Below are 16465 nucleotides of genomic sequence, written 5' to 3'. Positions count from 1 at the left end.
TTGCCACATCAGGGGTGGCATGTATCACAAGGCTTTGCGAAAGTTGCAGGGGGCCGGAAATTGATCAAGGCAATCGTCATTCTCCTGGCGCTCATCATCGGGGTATTCACCGGACTGTTGTTCGGAGAAAAGTCCGAATGGCTGGTTAGCGGCGCTGACGTTATTGGCAATATGTGGCTGAACGCGTTGCGCATGACGGTGATACCGCTAGTGTTCACGCTGCTGGTTGTCGGGATCGCCAAGGCGGCCTCCATGGCTCGTGCCGGGCGAATGACGGCAAGAGCCATTGCCTTCATGATCTTCATCCTCTGGTGTTCCTCGGCAATGGCGGCCATTGTCACGCCGGCACTGTTAGAGCTGTTTCCGCTTCAGCTGGATGCCGCCGCGGCCCTGCGATCGGCTCTCGGTGACGCCGCATCCCCCGGGGAAGTTCCGCCATTCTCGGAATTTCTGCGTGCACTAATCCCGACGAATGTCATATCCGCTGCCGCCGAGGATGCCGTGCTGCCGCTGATGATCTTCGCCCTCGCCTTTGCCTTCGCGATCACCCGGTTGCCGGACGAGCAACGGATCATGCTGGACAAGTTCTTCAACGCCCTTGCCGACACTCTGCTGATCATCATCAAATGGGTGCTGGCACTGGCACCACTCGGGGTCTTCGCACTCGCCGTCGGGGTCGGGGCGAAGGCAGGTGTCGCCGCATTTGGAGCCTTGCTGCACTATGTGCTGATCGTCAGTACCGTCGGAGCAGTCATCTGGGCTTTCAGCTACATTTTGACGCTGATCGGGGCCAAGCGTGGTCCCGTTGCCTTTTTCCGGGCTTCGGCTCCGGCGCAAGCAGTAGCCATCTCTACCCAAAGCTCGCTGGCCTCGCTTCCTGCAATGGTGAGCGGCGTCAAGGCCATGGGAGTCGGGGAACGCTCGGCAGATGTCGTCCTGCCGATCTCGGTTGCCCTGTTTCGGGCTACCGGTCCGTGCATGAACCTGGCTGTCGCCATTTATGTCGCGCATCTGATGGGAATCGAACTGTCGATGAGTGCGCTGGCCATCGGCATCGTCGTTGCCGCGATTACCACCATGGGTGCGGTCAGCCTGCCTGGCTCGATCAGTTTCATTACTTCCATCGCACCCATCAACATCGCGATGGGCTTGCCGATCGAACCGCTGGTACTGCTTTTGGCGATAGAGACATTCCCTGATATCATGCGCACCGTGGCCAATGTCAGCATGGACATGAGCGTCGCCGCCACCGTCGCCCGTGCCGAAGGAGATATCGAATGAAGTATCGCAAACTGGGAACAGAACTGGAGGTTTCCGCTCTCGGTCTCGGCTGCATGCCAATGTTCGGTATTGGTGCCGGTATGTACGGCAAGGCCGATATGGCGGAAAGTCTCGCCACACTGGACCGCGCGATCGAGCTGGGCGTGACCTTTTTCGATACCGCCGAAGTTTATGGGCCCTACAAGAACGAAGAGCTGCTCGGTCAGGCCATCAGAGGCCGACGCGACCGGTTGGTCATTGCCACCAAATTCGGCTTCGATCTGACGGACCTGCCCAATATCGGTACGGACTCATCTCCGGCGAATGTCCACCGCGCCTGCGACGCCTCACTGCTGAGACTGGGCATCGATACGATTGACCTGTTCTACCAGCATCGCGTCGATCCCGACGTCCCGATCGAGGAAACTGTCGGTGCCATGGCGGAGCTGGTTCAGGCCGGCAAAGTGCGCTATCTCGGACTTTCCGAAGCCGGCGCGGACACTATTCGGCGCGCCCAGAAGACCCATCCGATCGCGGCGCTGCAATCCGAATATTCCCTGTGGGAACGCAGCATCGAGGAAGAGATCCTGCCGCTGTGCCAGGACCTGAACATCGGATTTGTTCCCTATAGCCCGCTGGGCCGGGGATTTCTGACCGGCCAGATCAAGAGCCGCAACGATCTTGATGCCGATGACTATCGGCTGCGCGATCCGCGCTATTCGGAAGAAAATTTCGACCAGAATCTGAAGCTTGTGGATGTGGTCAAGACCGTCGCTGGACGTCATGGCTGTTCCGCCGCGCAGGTCGCGCTGGCCTGGCTGCTGGCGCAGGGCGATTTTGTTGTGCCCATTCCCGGGTCCAAACGCCGGGCCACGCTGGAAGACAGCATGGCAGCGGTCGACGTGAAGCTGACTGATGCCGATCTTGACGAGCTGGAACAGGCCGCACCGATTGGTGGCACGTCAGGCCCTCGTTATGGCGAGGCCATGATGTCGATGGTCCGGCTCTAGCCCTAGCGGTCGTAAGCTTTTGGCAAGGCGCCGGGCGCCGGATTGCGATAGCGCTCGCGCAGCCGTTCCTGCCGGTTTGACAGGGACTGCTCGACACCGTCAATAAATACCTTGTCGACCTGGGTCGTCAGCTCCAGCGGATCCCCCGTCCAGATCACCACATCTCCTTGTCGTCCCGCTCTGAGCGAGCCCAGCCTGGCTCCCATACCCATGATCTCGGCTGGACCGGAACTGATCGCGGCAAAGGCCTCGTCCCAGCTCAGCCCGCTGGCCCGGGGCACCTTGTTAAGCGCGACCAGATTGCCGGCATATTGCATGGAATAACGCAACTGATGGGCATCACGGTCATTGATCATTCCAATCGCGACCTGAACACCGGCCCGTTTCATTCGGCCAATATTGGACTGGGTCGCCGCCAGCTGTTCAAATTGCGCGGGGAGATCGTTCAGCGCGGATGCGAGGACCGGCACCCGGGCCGCCGCGATTTCTTCTGCCACGCGCCAGCCTTCGCTGGCACCGACCAGAACCAGTTTCAGTGCCGGGAAATCCTTGCGCAGATCGAGGACCTTCAGAATGTCATTGGCACTTTCGACATGAACCAGCAGCCGGGTCGAACCATTCAGCACCGGCAACAGCGCCCTGGCATCCGATGCCTTCATCAGGTCACTGTCAAAGCGGGCCGGATTACTGGCATGGTTGCGCGCTTCGTTGAGCATCGCCCGAAACAGGATATGCGCGGCAGTCCGGCTGCCGCCGGCCCGGCGATGACCGGTTTCGCCGAGCTCGACAAACTGGAACGCCCTGGCCCTGGTAATTGGGCGACTGTCCTGGCCAAGGTCAATTATGGCTCCAAAGCCGCCAAAAATATTGGACGATGTGCTGGGCGACACCACCGCCCGGGTGACACCCGCTGCCCGGCTGACCGATATCGGAGAAGCGAAGGGATTGACTGCATATTGCACGTCCAGCGCTGCGGAAAATACCGAGCCGCTGGCATTGGCATCATTGGTCTGGCTAACCGCCCCTACCTCGATGAGGCCGACGCGGCTGAAGCCGGCAAAAATGCCCGGCGTCACCCACTTGCCCGTCGCATCGATCCGGCGGGCATTGGCGGGAATGGTGATATTTCGACCTGCTGCGACGACCTTGTCATCGCGCAAGATCACGGTGGCACCCTCCATGGGAGCGCTGCCATCGCCAACCACAACCGTGCCACCGGTGATCGCAAGGGTTTCTGCTGAAGCGCCGCTGGCCAGCAGTGAAACGGAAGCGGCGAGAATGGTTACGAGATGCTTCACTTCACATCTCCTTCGCCAGGCTGACCGAGCTCGAAATCACTCACCGGTCGGCGGGAGGGGTCAGCACTGTCAAACAGCAGCGCACCGTCGATCCAGACCTTTTCGGGCCGCGAATAGACGCTCAGCGGATTGCCGTTCCACAACACCACATCCGCCATCTTGCCGGGTTTCAGACTGCCAGTCTGATCGGCAATGCCCATCGCTTTGGCCGGGTTGTAGGTGATCCAGCTGATCGCGGTAGCATCGCTGATCTCAACGCCCATCGCGCGACCGTCCGCCATCGCCTTGGCAGCTTCCTGGTTGAGGCGCTGGATCTGGTTTTCATCGTCCGAATGGATGACGGTGCAGGCCCCGGCCTGGTGCAGCAGCGCGGCATTTTCCGGGATCGCGTCATAGGCTTCCATCTTGAAACCCCACCAGTCGGCCCAGATTGCCGAGCAAATGCCTTCCTCGGCCAGAATGTCTGCGATCTTGTAGCTCTCCACAGCGTGATGGAAGGCGGAGACCTTGTAGCCGAACTCCTTGGACATATCGATAATCTGCTTGAGTTCATCGGCGCGATAGCAGTGGTTGTGGACGAGGATTTCACCTTCGAGAACACCGACCAGAGTTTCCTTTGCCAGATTACGTTTCGGTGGTTTCCCGCTGCGCATCTTCTTTTGATAGTCCTGCGCATCAATCCAGGTCTGCCGGTTGAGCGCGAGATTGCCCATGCGGGTTGATGGCAAGCGATTGCGGTTGCCATAGACCCGCTTCGGATTCTCGCCGCAGGCCATTTTCATGCCGTAGGGCGCGCCCGGAAATTTCATCGCCTGAACGGTCCGCGCAGGTATGTTTTTCAGCGTGACCGCCCGACCACCGAACAGATTGGCAGAGCCGGGAAGGATCTGCAGCGAGGTTATCCCGCCATTCGCCATCGCCCGCGAGAAACCCGGGTCCTGCGGCCAGACACTATGCTCGGCCCAGACCTGTGGCGTCACCGGAGATGTCGCCTCATTGCCGTCATTGTGCGCCGCGACGCTGGGCGTCGGATAGTCACCGAGATGGCTGTGAATATCGATGATGCCGGGCGTGACATATTTGCCGGTCCCGTCGATCTGCATGGCCCCTGCGGGAATCTCGGTTTCGGTACCGCCAATTGCGCGAACCTTGCCATCGGACATGAACAGCACGCCATTGTCGATACGCCCGCCCTCGCCGTCAAAAATCGTAACACCGGTAATCGCCGTGTCGACAGACGGATAGGGCGTGTAGGTCGAAGGATACGGGGTTTTTGCCGATTCTGATGTATCCGATCCGGCATCCGAAGCACTGGCGGTATCCCGCTCCGCTGCGGTCGCGGCACAGCCGCTCGCCAAAGCGCCTGCTACTGCAACCGCCAGCCATCCCCGTGTTGTCATATGTCGTCCTCTGTCTGTTTCAGTCGCCTCAGGATTTTGTGGCCGGATGGATCCCGGCGGCCTGCGGCTCACCAATTTCCCGCTGACCTTCGAGATCATCATCGATGGTGTCATCTTTCAGCGTGTCCAGATGCATCAGCTTCTTGACCAGCGGACTGACCACCATGACGGCCACACCGATGCCGACAGCATACCAGCCGACCGTGGAATAGACATCGAGGACCAGTTGCTTGCCGGCTTCCTCGCCAACACCGTCACCGCCGGTGGCGGCGGCGATTTCCCCTGCAACCAAATTTCCAGTGGCAGAAGCAAAAAACCAGCTGCCCATTATTAACGATGCTATTTGTGGCGGGCTAAGGCGGTTCATCGCCGAGAGACCAACTGGCGAAAGACAGAGTTCACCGGTCGTGTGCAGCAGGTAAATCAGGAAGATGAAAATCACCGGTGTTGGAATGTTAACCCCGACACTCTCTGCGCCCCAAACCAGTACCAGGAAACCCAGCCCCACCTGAATGACCGCCAGACCAAATTTCATCGGCGTTGACGGTTCGACGTTTTTGGCAGCCAATCCCTGCCACAACATCGCAAACACCGGAGCCAGCAGAACAATGTAAATGGCATTGATCGATTGGAACATCGAGGCATTGACTCCCTGCGTGTCAACATGTCGGTCCGTAAAGACATTGAGCGAGGAACCGGCCTGCTCAAAAAGGGCCCAGAATACAACCGAAACGACGATAAGGAACATCGCAGAAATAATACGGTCGCGCTCGTGAAACACCTTTGTGAAGCACTGTTGGATGAGCACTGCCACAAGCAAGACGAAGCCCGCGAGCGCCATGTATCTCATGTTTTCCGATCCAAGCACTGCAGCAATTATTCCGATCACCATCACTGCAGAACCAGCAAGATACGCCGTGAATGGGCCTCTGGGAGCATTTTCCCATCCATCATATGCCATCTTGAACGTAACTATGGCGAGAACGTAAGATAACAAAGCTCCACCAAATGCACCCAACACAACACCCACCAGATCCTGCTACTGGATAGCGGCCCAACACAGCAGAACCATGCCAAGGCCGGCGCCATAAATCGCCCATTCCTTGCCGCCCGCGATTTTTGCCGGATCCTTCGGTTCGCCTTTGCCGAGAAGCAGAGGCTTGCCGATGATGAAGAAGACCAGACCAATCAGCATCCCGATGCCGGCCAATCCAAAGCCATATTCCCAACCATAGGTCTGCCCCAGGAAACCGCAGATTATCGAAGCGGTCGCAGCGCCCACGTTAATCCCCATGTAGAAGATGGTATAAGCGGGATCACGCCGGATATCGGTGCGATCATAGAGCTGGCCGACGATGACGGAGATATTGGCTTTCAGGAAACCAGAGCCAACGATGATCAAAGCCAGCGCAAGCCAGAATACATTGATCATCGGGTCAGCTTGTCCGCCGCCGCCTTCAAACGCCATGAAAAAATGCCCAAATGTCAGGAGAATAGCTCCGAACAGGACAGCCTTGCGCTGCCCTATATATTGATCTGCCAGATATCCGCCAACAACTGGCGCGATGTAGACAAGAGCGGTGTACGCTCCATAGATGACATAGGCTTTTTCTTCCGCAAACATCCAATGTTGAATGAGGTAGAAAATCAGAAGCGCCCGCATCCCGTAATAGGAAAAGCGTTCCCACATCTCGGCCATGAAAAGCAGGAACAGCCCCTTGGGGTGCCCGATAACCTCGGCCTGAGGGCGAGTGACCAGGAACAAACCGCCCAAAAGGAAGCCTGCCAAAGCGACAACGGCGATCCAGAATGTCCACATTTCAAATGCGGAATCAAATGTGAAAATTAACTCGTGCATGGTGTTGGATACTCCCCACTAACCGGAATATGGCCGTCTGTCGCAGCCTGATTGCAGGGCACCCTAATGAAAAAAAGCGGCAAGTGAAGCAGATTGTTGCATATGAGACCAAAAAGCCGCTTGCAATTGCGCCGCGGTCACACAAAGTCGGCAGCATGACAGACACAGCTTTCAACGATCTTTCCAGCCTCGGCAGTTACCTTAAAACCCGTCGGTCGAGCCGTCCGCGCAACATGACGGCGCCCGGCCCAAGTGATGCGGAACTGCGCGATTTTGTCGCGACCGCGATCCGGACGCCTGATCATGGCAAGCTGTCTCCCTGGCGTGTCGTTCAGGTCGACCTGGATCAGCGTGCCGCGCTGGCGCAAGGGTTTATCGAAGCCTACCGGGCGGACAAGCCAGATGCCGGGCGACTGGAGATCGAAGGACTGGAAAAAATTGCCCATGAAGCCCCGGCCCTGCTGGTTGTGCTGTTCTCACCGATCTCGTCCACAAAAATCCCGGTCTGGGAGCAGGAACTCAGCACCGGAGCCTTTTGCATGAACATTCTTCATGCCATCCATGAAAAAGGCTTTGTCGGAGGGTGGATCACCGGCTGGCCCGCCTATAGCGACCGGGTCCGGGACATGTTCGGAGGAGCATCCGAGAAAATTGCCGGATTTCTCTATGCCGGCACTGCCCGGGAGCCACTGGAAGAGCGCGGCCGCCCCGATCTGGACCGAATCTTCGGCAAGTGGGATCCTGCCGGCCACTAGCGTTCGGTCGCCGGTTTTATTAATCCTGTAAAATCGACGTAAAAACCTTGCCTGCGTCGCTGTATTATGGCAGTGATGCAGTATGAACAGTTCCAGCAAACCCGTCTATCTGAAATTGCGCGATATCATTTCGGATTCCATTCTCGACAAACAATATGCCGAGGGCGACATGTTGCCGTCCGTTCGGGCCTTTGCCGCCGAACAAGGCGCCAATCCGCTGACGGTTGCGAAAGCCTATCAGGGGTTCCAGGAAGACGGCCTGATCACGGTCAAACGCGGTGTCGGGATGTTTGTGGCGCGTGGAGCGAGAGACAAGCTGCTGGAATCGCAGCGCAAGGATTTCGTGAAGAATGTCTGGCCTCCAGTCGAACGCCAGATGCGCCGGCTGGATATCCGGCTGGACGAGTTGCTCGAAAAAGACGGCTGATTTCTCGGCTTCTCAGCCGGATTCAGGGTCTCCATTCCTCCTCAGCGTTGCTTCAGCCAGCTGCAGGCTATTCCTGTACATCTGATTGTCGGGTGCCAGCGCAACCGCCTTGCGGAGCAAATCGGCGGCATCTTTGGTGCGTGACCCATCGGCGAGCAGAGCTCGTCCGTAGAGATGCGAGACAACCGGACTGGATGGCTGGACATAATAGGCGATGCTCCCTGCCCTGATCGCTTCATCGGTACGACCCAGCCCTGAATAGGCCTGAGCGAGACCCGCCATGACCAGCGCATCATTTGGTCCGATCCGCGCTCGCAAATTTTCCAGAATCCGCCGCGCCACATTCCAGTTCTCTGTTTCGAGATGGGCATAGGCCATCCAGCGCAGCGCGGCGATGCTCGCAGGATTGTGATGGAGATATTCGGCCAATATCTCGCCTGAACGCTGCATTTCGCCTTGCGCCCGCAAAGCTTCGACCATCCGCAGCATCACCGGTTCGGAGAACCGGATCTGCCGGGCCTTTTCCAGTGCTGCCATGGCCGTGCGGTAATCGCCGCGTGCCATGGACACGTCCGCGACCAGCAGATGCGCATCGCTCACGCCGGGATTGGCGCGCTGCAACTTTCGGGCCTGGGCATAGGCGGCGGCATGATCACCGCGGTCCGACAACGCGCGAATATAGGGAATGACAATCCGGGCATTGCCGGGATTGCGCGACACTTCGGCTTGCAGCAATGTCAGCGGCGTTTCAGTTTTTAGCGCGGTATCCCGCCCAACCCGATGGCTCGCCGCCCGGTTCAGCCAGCCGGTAGCAGCCGCCCTGTCCCCTGCCGCTTCCATCGCTCTGCCCGCTTGCCACAGCGCGTAGGGTTCGGCGCCATCTCGCGCCACCTGGGGACGCAGCACGTTCGCTGCGTCGCGCGCATCACCGGCCATGTACAGAGAGCGCGCCAGCAAATTCTGTGCCTTGCGGTTGTGCGGCTGCATCGAATTCAGCCGCCGAAATCTCTCGATCGCCGTGTTGTAATTGCCCTCTGCATGTTCGATTACGCCCTGTACAAGGATGACAGCCGGCACGTCATCCAGACGCCCTTCTGTTTTCTGCATCAGGGTCCGGGCCAGGCCATATTCTCCGGCTCTTGCCGCCAGTACCGACTGCATGAAAAAGGCGCGCGCATTTTTACCATCAAGAGAAATGACGCGGCGGGCGACGATCAGCATTTCCTTCATCCGGCCCATATCGCCAAGAGTTGCCGCATATTCGGTAAGGACCGGAATGTCGTTCGGGTCGATTTGCAAGGCCCTTTCGAACCAGGGCAAGGCGGCCTTTAACCCGAACTGAAAGCGCACCATCTCGCCGCGGGTTTTGAGCGCACTGATATTGCCGGGGTCAAGTCTGACGGCCTCGTCCACTGCCGCGATCGCACCGGCCTGATTCCCCGAACGCAGGCGAAAGCGGGAGACATCCACCCACAGGTCGGCATTTTCCGGTTCAAGCTGGATCGCCCGGTCAAACGCCCGGGACGCGAGATCATCCTCGCCGGAGAACATCGCCACCCGGCCAAGGATCCGCGCAGCATAGGCCTGATGCTCGAAGGGAATGTCCCCTGCCATCAACTGCGCGCGCGCTTCGCGCAAGTTGCCTTGTAACTGCAAGGCATGACCATAGAGATGCCGGACTGCGGGCGCCGGGTGACCAAGGCCTATGGCGCGGTTGAGTTCTGCCTGCGCCCCGATACCGTCTGACAATCGCAACAGGATCTGCGCCTGGGCCAAGCGGGCAGCGATCCAGTCCGGGTCCTCCTTGATCGCATTCATCAGTTCGATGCGCGCTGACCGCACATCTCCACCCATACGAAACTCCTGCGCCCGTTCAAAGGCCGCCCGGGCATCGGCATTGCCGCTGCTTGCTGCTTGCGACCCGGCAAAAGTCACACCGAAAAATACCATGGCCAGCAGGACGGAAACAACCGTCCAGCCCGTCCAGTTTTTCAGTTGCAAGATACCGGCAGGCATCGGTCAGCTCGCTTGCTGCAACTGATATTGTTTCAGCAAGTCATACAGTGTCGGACGACTGATCCCCAGCAATTTGGCAGCATTCGAGATATTGCCGTCAGTCTGGGAGATGGCCCGGATGATCGCCACCCGATCCGCTGCCTCACGGGCCGCTTTCAGATTGAGCAGCTCACCGGTCTGCTCGTCATCATTGTCGAGATCCAGATCGGCTGACCCTATCAGCTTGCCATCTGCCATGATGACGGCGCGTTTGATCCTGTTCTCCAGTTCGCGAACATTGCCGGGCCAGTTCCACGCTTCCAGTGCCGCCAGCGCATCTGGTGCGATGCCCTTAACCGCAGGATTGATTTCCTCGGAATATTTCTTCTGGAAATGCCGGGCCAGCAAACTCGCATCCCCCGAACGTTCCGCCAGTGCCGGGATCTTGATCACGATTTCGGCAAGGCGGTAGTAGAGGTCCTCGCGGAAGGTGTTGTCCGCTATCATCTCTTCCAGATTTTGGTGGGTGGCGCACACAATCCGGGTGTCGACGGCAATCGCCTTGCGTCCTCCGATGCGTTCGATCACCCGCTCCTGAATGAAGCGCAGCAATTTGACTTGCAACGGCAGCGGAATGTCGCCCACTTCGTCAAGAAACAGCGTACCGTTGCTCGCCTGCTCGATCTTGCCTTCCGTGGTTTTGATGGCACCGGTAAAGGCGCCCTTTTCATGCCCGAACAATTCGGCTTCGAGGAGATTTTCGGGGATCGCGGCACAGTTGATCGCCACAAATGCGCCGTCGCGACGCTCACTGGCATCATGCAGACCACGCGCCAGCAATTCCTTGCCAGTGCCGCTGGCGCCGAGCAGCATGACCGAAGCGTTGGTGTTCGCCACCCGTTCAACCATTTGAGCGACCTTGAGCATTTCCGGTGCGCCCGTGATGATCTGACCCAGCACCCGATTGCTGTCGCCCTGTTGCGACGACAACTGAATATTTTCCAGCTCAAGCTTGCGGACATGGAAGGCCCGGCGAACGATGAGACCCAGTTCGTCAATTTCGACAGGCTTCTGGTAGAAATCCCAGGCTCCATTGGCGATGGCGCGCAAGGCGCTATCTTTTTCGCCATGTCCGGAAGCGACAATGATCTTGGTATCCGGCTTCAGACTGAGAATCGCGTCCATGGTCGCAAAACCCTCGGTCGTGCCATCCGGATCCGGTGGCAGGCCGAGGTCTAGCGTCACCACGTCTGGTTCTTCAGAGCGCAGCAAATTTATGGCCGTTTCCCGATCGCCGGCAACCAGGACCTCGAAATCCTCATAGGCCCATTTCAATTGCTTCTGCAGGCCGGGATCATCTTCGACGACCAGCAATTTCTCTTTCTGCTCAGCACTTTTGTCAGCCATTTCAAGCGGCCCTTTCGTTAATCGAATCTGCGTCTTTGTTCGGATTGTCAGTCAGTTCCGTGGCCAGCGGCAGGATCAGGGTAAACCGGCTTCCCGCGCCTTCCTTGCTCTCCACTTCCAGTCGTCCGCCCATCGCCTGGGCCAGTTGCCGTGCTTCATAGGCTCCTATGCCAAAGCCGCCTTCCTTGCTTGAGGCAAAGGGTTTGAACAGCTGGCTGCGGACAAATTCACTGGACATGCCTGTACCCCGGTCGCGAATTTCAATCGCCGCACTCAGGCCGCGGCGCCGGGCACTCATGGTGATGGGCTCGCCCTCTTCGCTGGCGTCTATGGCATTCTGAATAAGGTGGCCCAGGATCTGATCCACGCGCCTCGGATCAGCCATGATGGTCAGATCATCGATCTGGCTGGTCTGAATATCGTGAAGCAACCGCTTCTTGTCAGTGATCGACTGCAAGAGAAGGTTCAGCTTTATCGGCCGCGGATCTTCCGGCTTGCTCTTGTTATGCTGGGAGAGCCGGGCCAGCAGGCCATTCATCTTGTCCGCCGAATCCTGCAGCGTGGAGATCATGTCCTTGCGAAATTCGGGATTGTCGGCATGCCGTTCAGCATTGCGGGCAAGCAGGCTGAGCTGACTGACCAGATTTTTGATATCGTGCATGATAAACGCCATGCGTCGGTTGAATTCATCGAACCGCTGCGCCTCTGAAAGGGACTCCTGGCTACGAGCTTCGGCCAGATAGCTGGCGACCTGTCGTCCGACGACACGCAGCATGTCGAGATCTTCCCAGTCCAGGGTGCGGTTGATCCGCGGCCGGGCCAATATGATCAGACCGGCCAGCCGGTCAAAATGGACAAGCGGAACGGCCGCCCAGGTCTGCTCGTCATTGGTCATCCACTCCGGAATGGCCCTGGTATCACACTTGTCATCCTGTTCGGCGCGGAGGGCATCAAATTCGACGATATGACCCGATTCCTCAAAGAACGACACTGTCCGAGTCGTACAAGCGCGCGGCGGGACTTCGATCGAAGGCCAGTTCCAGCGAGACTGTAATGTCAGCCGCCCGGTATCGTCCGGCATCAGCAAAATCCCGGCAGGAGAGTCGGTGATATCGGCAATCGCCTTGACCACGCGTTCGTGGAAGGGCGCGCTGTCATCTCCCGGACGACCGATCGTATCCGTGAAACGGATCCACTCGGATCGATAGTCATAACGATGCTGGAAAAAATTCTTGGCCAGCTTCACCTTGAACCACGACCTGAACTTTCCGGAGGGCAACAATAACAGCGCCGCCACCGACGTGCCAAACAGGAAGCTGATCTGCGCGAGACGCGCATAGTCCCCGCCGATAATCTGCAGCGCAGTGGCAATGATGACCATCATCAGGAGATACCCGCCTATGGCAACCAGAGACAGCGAGCGAAATGCAACGCTGCGTGACAGTTTCAGCTCCCAGTCCGAATTGCGCATCGAAGCAAGACCCAGAATAGGGGCGATACAGGCAATGGCTGGACCACGCATGGCGAGCAGCTCCGCCGGATATTCCTGCGTGAGATAGGTAATGGTGTAGAGATTCAGGTCATAGGTCCAGATGGCTGCCAGAGACGCCATCGGGAGCCGTAGTCCCCACCGGGTTTCGGGTGCGGAAATCGAATATAGATTGTGCACCAGAACCAGCGCTCCAACCGAGAATATCATCCGCAGCACCAGCGAGGTATAGATAGCCATTCCCGACAATCGCGGACTGCCTTCGAACAGCGGGACCATAAGGTCTACAACGATCTGGCTGAACAGGATCAGCATAAGGGCGGCATAGATATACATCACGGTACGCGGTTCGTCCCGTCCCTCTCCTGTCCGCAGCAAGGCAAACATGAACGCCAGCCAGCCAATGTTGCGCAAGGATTCTGCAAAGCTTGCCATCGGTGACAGTGCACCTTCAACCGATACCGCCAGCGCCCAGAAACTTGTCATGGCGATGGCATTGATCAGCCACACCTGTGTCACATTGCGTTCCGACTTGCGCTGGAAAAGCCAGATCGCCAGAGCCGCGAACAACGCAGCCGCAATGCCGTGACCGAAGACGCTGATCTGTTCAAGCACCAGCTGCATGGTCAGCGCGCTCCTTCCGGCCACAGCACGACACGGATTGTCTGCAGCAGGATCAGAATATCCAGAAACGGCGTGTAGTTTTTCGCATAATACAGATCATATTCCAGCTTGTGGCGGCTGTCCTCGATCGAAGCGCCATAAGGATAATTGATCTGGGCCCAGCCCGTGATGCCCGGTTTGACCATATGCCGTTCGGTGTAGAAAGGCATTCTGGTCTGAAGGTCATCAACAAATTGCGGACGTTCAGGGCGCGGCCCGACAAAGCTCATCTCGCCTTTCAGGACGCTCCATGCCTGCGGCAGTTCATCAATGCGAACCTTGCGAATGAAACTGCCGATACGCGTGATCCGCGGATCATTTTCGCTGGCCCAGACAGCCTTGCCTTCCACCTCGGCATCGGCCCGCATGGAGCGCAATTTGGGTATGTAGAATTTTTGACCATAAAGGCCGACACGTTCCTGGCGGAAGAAAGCCCCACCGCGACTTTCCAGTTTGATCAACAATGCGAACAGCAGGATGATTGGTCCGGTCAGCAACAGCAATGCCAGACTCAGGAAAATATCAAAGCTCCGTTTGAAAACCGTCGAAATTCGGCGTCCGGAAGAGAAACCGTCCGAAAAAATAAACCAGCTGGGATTGACACTGTCGAGATCCACACGTCCGGTTTCCCGTTCCAGAAAGCTGGACATGTCGTTGACATGCACACCGGTCGTCTTGATCGTCAGCAGGTCCGCAACCGGGAGCGAATTGCGCCGCTCCTCCAACGCCAGAACCACCTCGCTGACCTCCAGATCGATCACATGCTGGGGGAGATTCCGGATCTGGCTGCGTTTGACTGCCCCATCGACAGTGGCAGGTCCCTCATTCATGTCGACATAGCCGGCAATGATGAAACCGCTTTCCTTCTTCTGAGCCAGTTTTGCGATCCGGCTCGCCCTTCCCCCGGCACCGAGGATCAGCAGTCGACGCTTGAACACAGTGCTATCAAGCATCGTGCCCAGCAAGATCCGCAAAACCATCAGCAGAAAGATCGACATTGCCATCGCGTAAAGCGAATTGGACCGCCACAGGGTGATACCCGGCAGTGCAAACGCCAGGATCGACAGGAAAATGACCCCGAGCGATATGGCGACCAATATGCGTGCAGCGGCAAAGCGCAATGATTGCAGAGCTTCTGTACTGTAAACGCCAACTGCGATCAGTGCGACTTCCAGTGCTATCGCAAAGCTCAATATCGGTGCAGGTCGGCTGTAGATCGAGCCGACATCCATGCCGATCTGTGTCGCGCGCAATATCCAGCTCAGTTCAGCTGCGGCGACAAGCAGCAGAAAATCCAGCAGACCCAGCAAAAGCACGGGATACGGGATATAATGTTTGAACAGTCGGATCATTTGACGCGCATTCTTTCCGTAATACGCGTCCCTGTTATCCAAAAAACGTAAGCTGTCGGTTAATTTTACACCGCACCGGTCAATTTTCCCTGCATTTGCGGACCGGTTGTATGAATTCCCGACACTGGGAAAGGTTAATCCTCAACAAAATTATAGGGAGCAAATCCCCGTTCCCGCTCATCGAATTTCAGACTGCGGCTCTTGGGTGGTGCGGATCGCTGCGAGCATTGCTGCCGGGTGCAGGCCGGACAGCCCAGTCCGATCGGCACTGCGCTTTCAAGAGAAAGATCCTTTCCCCTCGCGTAGACCAGCGGTGCGGCCAGCTCTGCCGAAAGGCCGAGACCAATGGCAAACTGCGGAGCATATCCTCCCGCACCGGAGCCGATGCCTTGCACCGAACGGGCAAGTGTGAACCAGGTCGAACCGTCTTCCAGCGCGACCAGCTGGGTTTGCACTTCTGCTGGTTGCTCAAAAACCCGGTGGATGTTCCAGAGCGGACAGCGATACTGGCTTTCGACCAGCGGCGCATTGCTCGCTCCGGAATAGCGTTTGGAAATCAGGCCCGCGCGATCGATCCGGACCATGAAAAACGGCAAGCCTCTGGCGCCCACTCGCTGCAGCGTGGTCAAGCGGTGCGCAACCTGTTCAAACCCGGCGCCGAAACGGCGCTGCAGAACCTGAATATGATACCCGGTTTGCTCGCAAGCCTTGAGAAACCGGGCATAGGGCATCATCAGGGCAGCGGCAAAATAATTGCTCAAGTGCCGGCGATGGAGACGCTCGGCCGCTCGATCAGCAAATGAACCGCCAGCGACCAGCGCATCAATTTCCGATTTTGCCTCTATCTGTCCGAGAACCAGCGCCGCCTGGAATGTCCGTGAAGCCGGATCCAGCATTTCGGAAAGCTGTAGTTGCCGGGCGTGCAGATCCAGTCTCCGCAGCTTGTCCGGCAAAACGGTTTCGGGCAAAATCCGGATTGTGAGCTGATGCTTGACGCGCAACCGTTCGGCAATGGCGCCGTAGAGATCACCGGCACCGAGACGGAGTTCGTCAGCAAGATTTTCCGCCATCGAGTCCAGATCGGCAAAATGATTGCGCCAGCGTTCGATCTCCCTCCGGACAAGCTGGATCGGGTCTGGCCGCGACATCGTGCTGTCAGGCAGCGCTGCCCGGTTATCGAAAACCCGGACAAAGGCTTCAGCCGTATTGGGGGCCGCATTCAGCCATTCCTCCACTTCTGTTCGGTCCACAGAGATATCATCAAAGACCGGGTCAGCCAGCCGCCGCCGCAGCCCGTCAATTCCGCCACCGGGTTCAGCCGCCATCAGCTGCCGCGGATCAAAATCAAACCGTTCGGCCAATAGCAGCATTAACCGGGCACTCAGCGGACGCTGGTTGCGTTCGATCAAGTTGAGATAGCTGGGTGAGATATCGAGCGCATCTGCGAGCGCGACCTGGGTCATCCCTGCGCCGCGTCGCAATCGTTTGATCGCTGCACCGGCAAATAGCTTTTTGTCAGTCATGCGATATTATTGTAAACAAATTTACCAA

General features: G+C 57.8%; 11 protein-coding genes and 1 pseudogene. 4 read left to right on the top strand and 8 right to left on the bottom strand.

Going from position 1 to position 16465, the window contains the following annotated elements:
* Positions 1-60: 60 nt before the first annotated feature.
* Together BUQ90_RS10675 and BUQ90_RS10670 are read left to right on the top strand one after the other, a co-directional pair.
* Complete coding sequence (locus BUQ90_RS10675) at positions 61-1281, top strand: dicarboxylate/amino acid:cation symporter (RefSeq protein ID WP_074205213.1); 1221 nt, start codon at positions 61-63, stop codon at positions 1279-1281.
* Positions 1278-2270: an aldo/keto reductase gene (locus BUQ90_RS10670; protein WP_074205212.1), complete on the top strand. Its 993-nt coding sequence runs from the start codon at positions 1278-1280 to the stop codon at positions 2268-2270. Before BUQ90_RS10675 ends, BUQ90_RS10670 begins: the two co-directional genes overlap by 4 nt.
* Positions 2271-2272: 2 nt before the next feature.
* Here the strand turns inward: BUQ90_RS10670 and BUQ90_RS10665 are convergent, their stop codons facing one another.
* The 3 genes and pseudogenes from BUQ90_RS10665 to BUQ90_RS10655 all read right to left on the bottom strand — a co-directional run bounded on the left by BUQ90_RS10665 (position 2273) and on the right by BUQ90_RS10655 (position 6826).
* Positions 2273-3568 (bottom strand): amidohydrolase family protein, encoded by a 1296-nt coding sequence (locus BUQ90_RS10665; protein ID WP_074205211.1) that lies wholly within the window; start codon positions 3566-3568, stop codon positions 2273-2275.
* On the bottom strand, positions 3565-4968 hold the full coding sequence (locus BUQ90_RS10660) for an amidohydrolase (RefSeq protein ID WP_074205210.1): 1404 nt from the start codon (positions 4966-4968) through the stop codon (positions 3565-3567). Before BUQ90_RS10660 ends, BUQ90_RS10665 begins: the two co-directional genes overlap by 4 nt.
* Before the next feature lie 28 nt (positions 4969-4996).
* Positions 4997-6826 (bottom strand): annotated as a pseudogene (locus BUQ90_RS10655) (peptide MFS transporter).
* A gap of 155 nt (positions 6827-6981) precedes the next feature.
* Here BUQ90_RS10655 and BUQ90_RS10650 point away from each other — a divergent pair.
* A complete protein-coding gene (locus BUQ90_RS10650) occupies positions 6982-7581 on the top strand; it encodes a nitroreductase family protein (RefSeq protein ID WP_074206351.1) in 600 nt (199 codons plus the stop codon).
* 82 nt (positions 7582-7663) lie between these two features.
* Entirely contained in the window at positions 7664-8008 is a 345-nt protein-coding gene (locus BUQ90_RS10645; protein ID WP_074205209.1) for a GntR family transcriptional regulator, read from the top strand.
* 12 nt (positions 8009-8020) lie between these two features.
* On the opposite strand, the gene BUQ90_RS10640 is transcribed toward BUQ90_RS10645, so the two are convergent.
* The 5 genes from BUQ90_RS10640 to BUQ90_RS10620 form a co-directional block, all read right to left on the bottom strand.
* A complete protein-coding gene (locus BUQ90_RS10640; RefSeq protein ID WP_074205208.1) occupies positions 8021-10024 on the bottom strand; it encodes a tetratricopeptide repeat protein in 2004 nt (667 codons plus the stop codon).
* A gap of 3 nt (positions 10025-10027) precedes the next feature.
* On the bottom strand, positions 10028-11410 hold the full coding sequence (gene prsR, locus BUQ90_RS10635; RefSeq protein WP_074205207.1) for a PEP-CTERM-box response regulator transcription factor: 1383 nt from the start codon (positions 11408-11410) through the stop codon (positions 10028-10030).
* A gap of 1 nt (position 11411) precedes the next feature.
* A complete protein-coding gene (gene prsK / locus BUQ90_RS10630; protein ID WP_074205206.1) occupies positions 11412-13523 on the bottom strand; it encodes an XrtA/PEP-CTERM system histidine kinase PrsK in 2112 nt (703 codons plus the stop codon).
* 2 nt (positions 13524-13525) lie between these two features.
* Positions 13526-14914 (bottom strand): TIGR03013 family XrtA/PEP-CTERM system glycosyltransferase, encoded by a 1389-nt coding sequence (locus BUQ90_RS10625; protein WP_074205205.1) that lies wholly within the window; start codon positions 14912-14914, stop codon positions 13526-13528.
* A gap of 134 nt (positions 14915-15048) precedes the next feature.
* Entirely contained in the window at positions 15049-16437 is a 1389-nt protein-coding gene (locus BUQ90_RS10620) for a helix-turn-helix domain-containing protein (protein ID WP_074205204.1), read from the bottom strand.
* Positions 16438-16465 lie beyond the last annotated feature (28 nt).

The sequence above is a fragment of the Parasphingorhabdus marina DSM 22363 genome, from assembly GCF_900128895.1.
Classification (GTDB): Bacteria; Pseudomonadota; Alphaproteobacteria; order Sphingomonadales; family Sphingomonadaceae; genus Parasphingorhabdus; species Parasphingorhabdus marina.
The sequence above is the reverse complement of the archived record's forward strand: the minus strand, read 5'-3'. Positions and strand labels throughout refer to the sequence as shown.

Coding starts and splice junctions, on each gene's coding strand:
- BUQ90_RS10645 (WP_074205209.1), top strand. CDS start 7,664: ATGAACAGTTCCAGCAAACCCGTCTATCTGAAATTGCGCGATATCATT.
- BUQ90_RS10650 (WP_074206351.1), top strand. CDS start 6,982: ATGACAGACACAGCTTTCAACGATCTTTCCAGCCTCGGCAGTTACCTT.
- prsR (WP_074205207.1), bottom strand. CDS start 11,410: ATGGCTGACAAAAGTGCTGAGCAGAAAGAGAAATTGCTGGTCGTCGAA.
- BUQ90_RS10640 (WP_074205208.1), bottom strand. CDS start 10,024: ATGCCTGCCGGTATCTTGCAACTGAAAAACTGGACGGGCTGGACGGTT.
- BUQ90_RS10660 (WP_074205210.1), bottom strand. CDS start 4,968: ATGACAACACGGGGATGGCTGGCGGTTGCAGTAGCAGGCGCTTTGGCG.
- BUQ90_RS10625 (WP_074205205.1), bottom strand. CDS start 14,914: ATGATCCGACTGTTCAAACATTATATCCCGTATCCCGTGCTTTTGCTG.
- BUQ90_RS10670 (WP_074205212.1), top strand. CDS start 1,278: ATGAAGTATCGCAAACTGGGAACAGAACTGGAGGTTTCCGCTCTCGGT.
- prsK (WP_074205206.1), bottom strand. CDS start 13,523: ATGCAGCTGGTGCTTGAACAGATCAGCGTCTTCGGTCACGGCATTGCG.
- BUQ90_RS10620 (WP_074205204.1), bottom strand. CDS start 16,437: ATGACTGACAAAAAGCTATTTGCCGGTGCAGCGATCAAACGATTGCGA.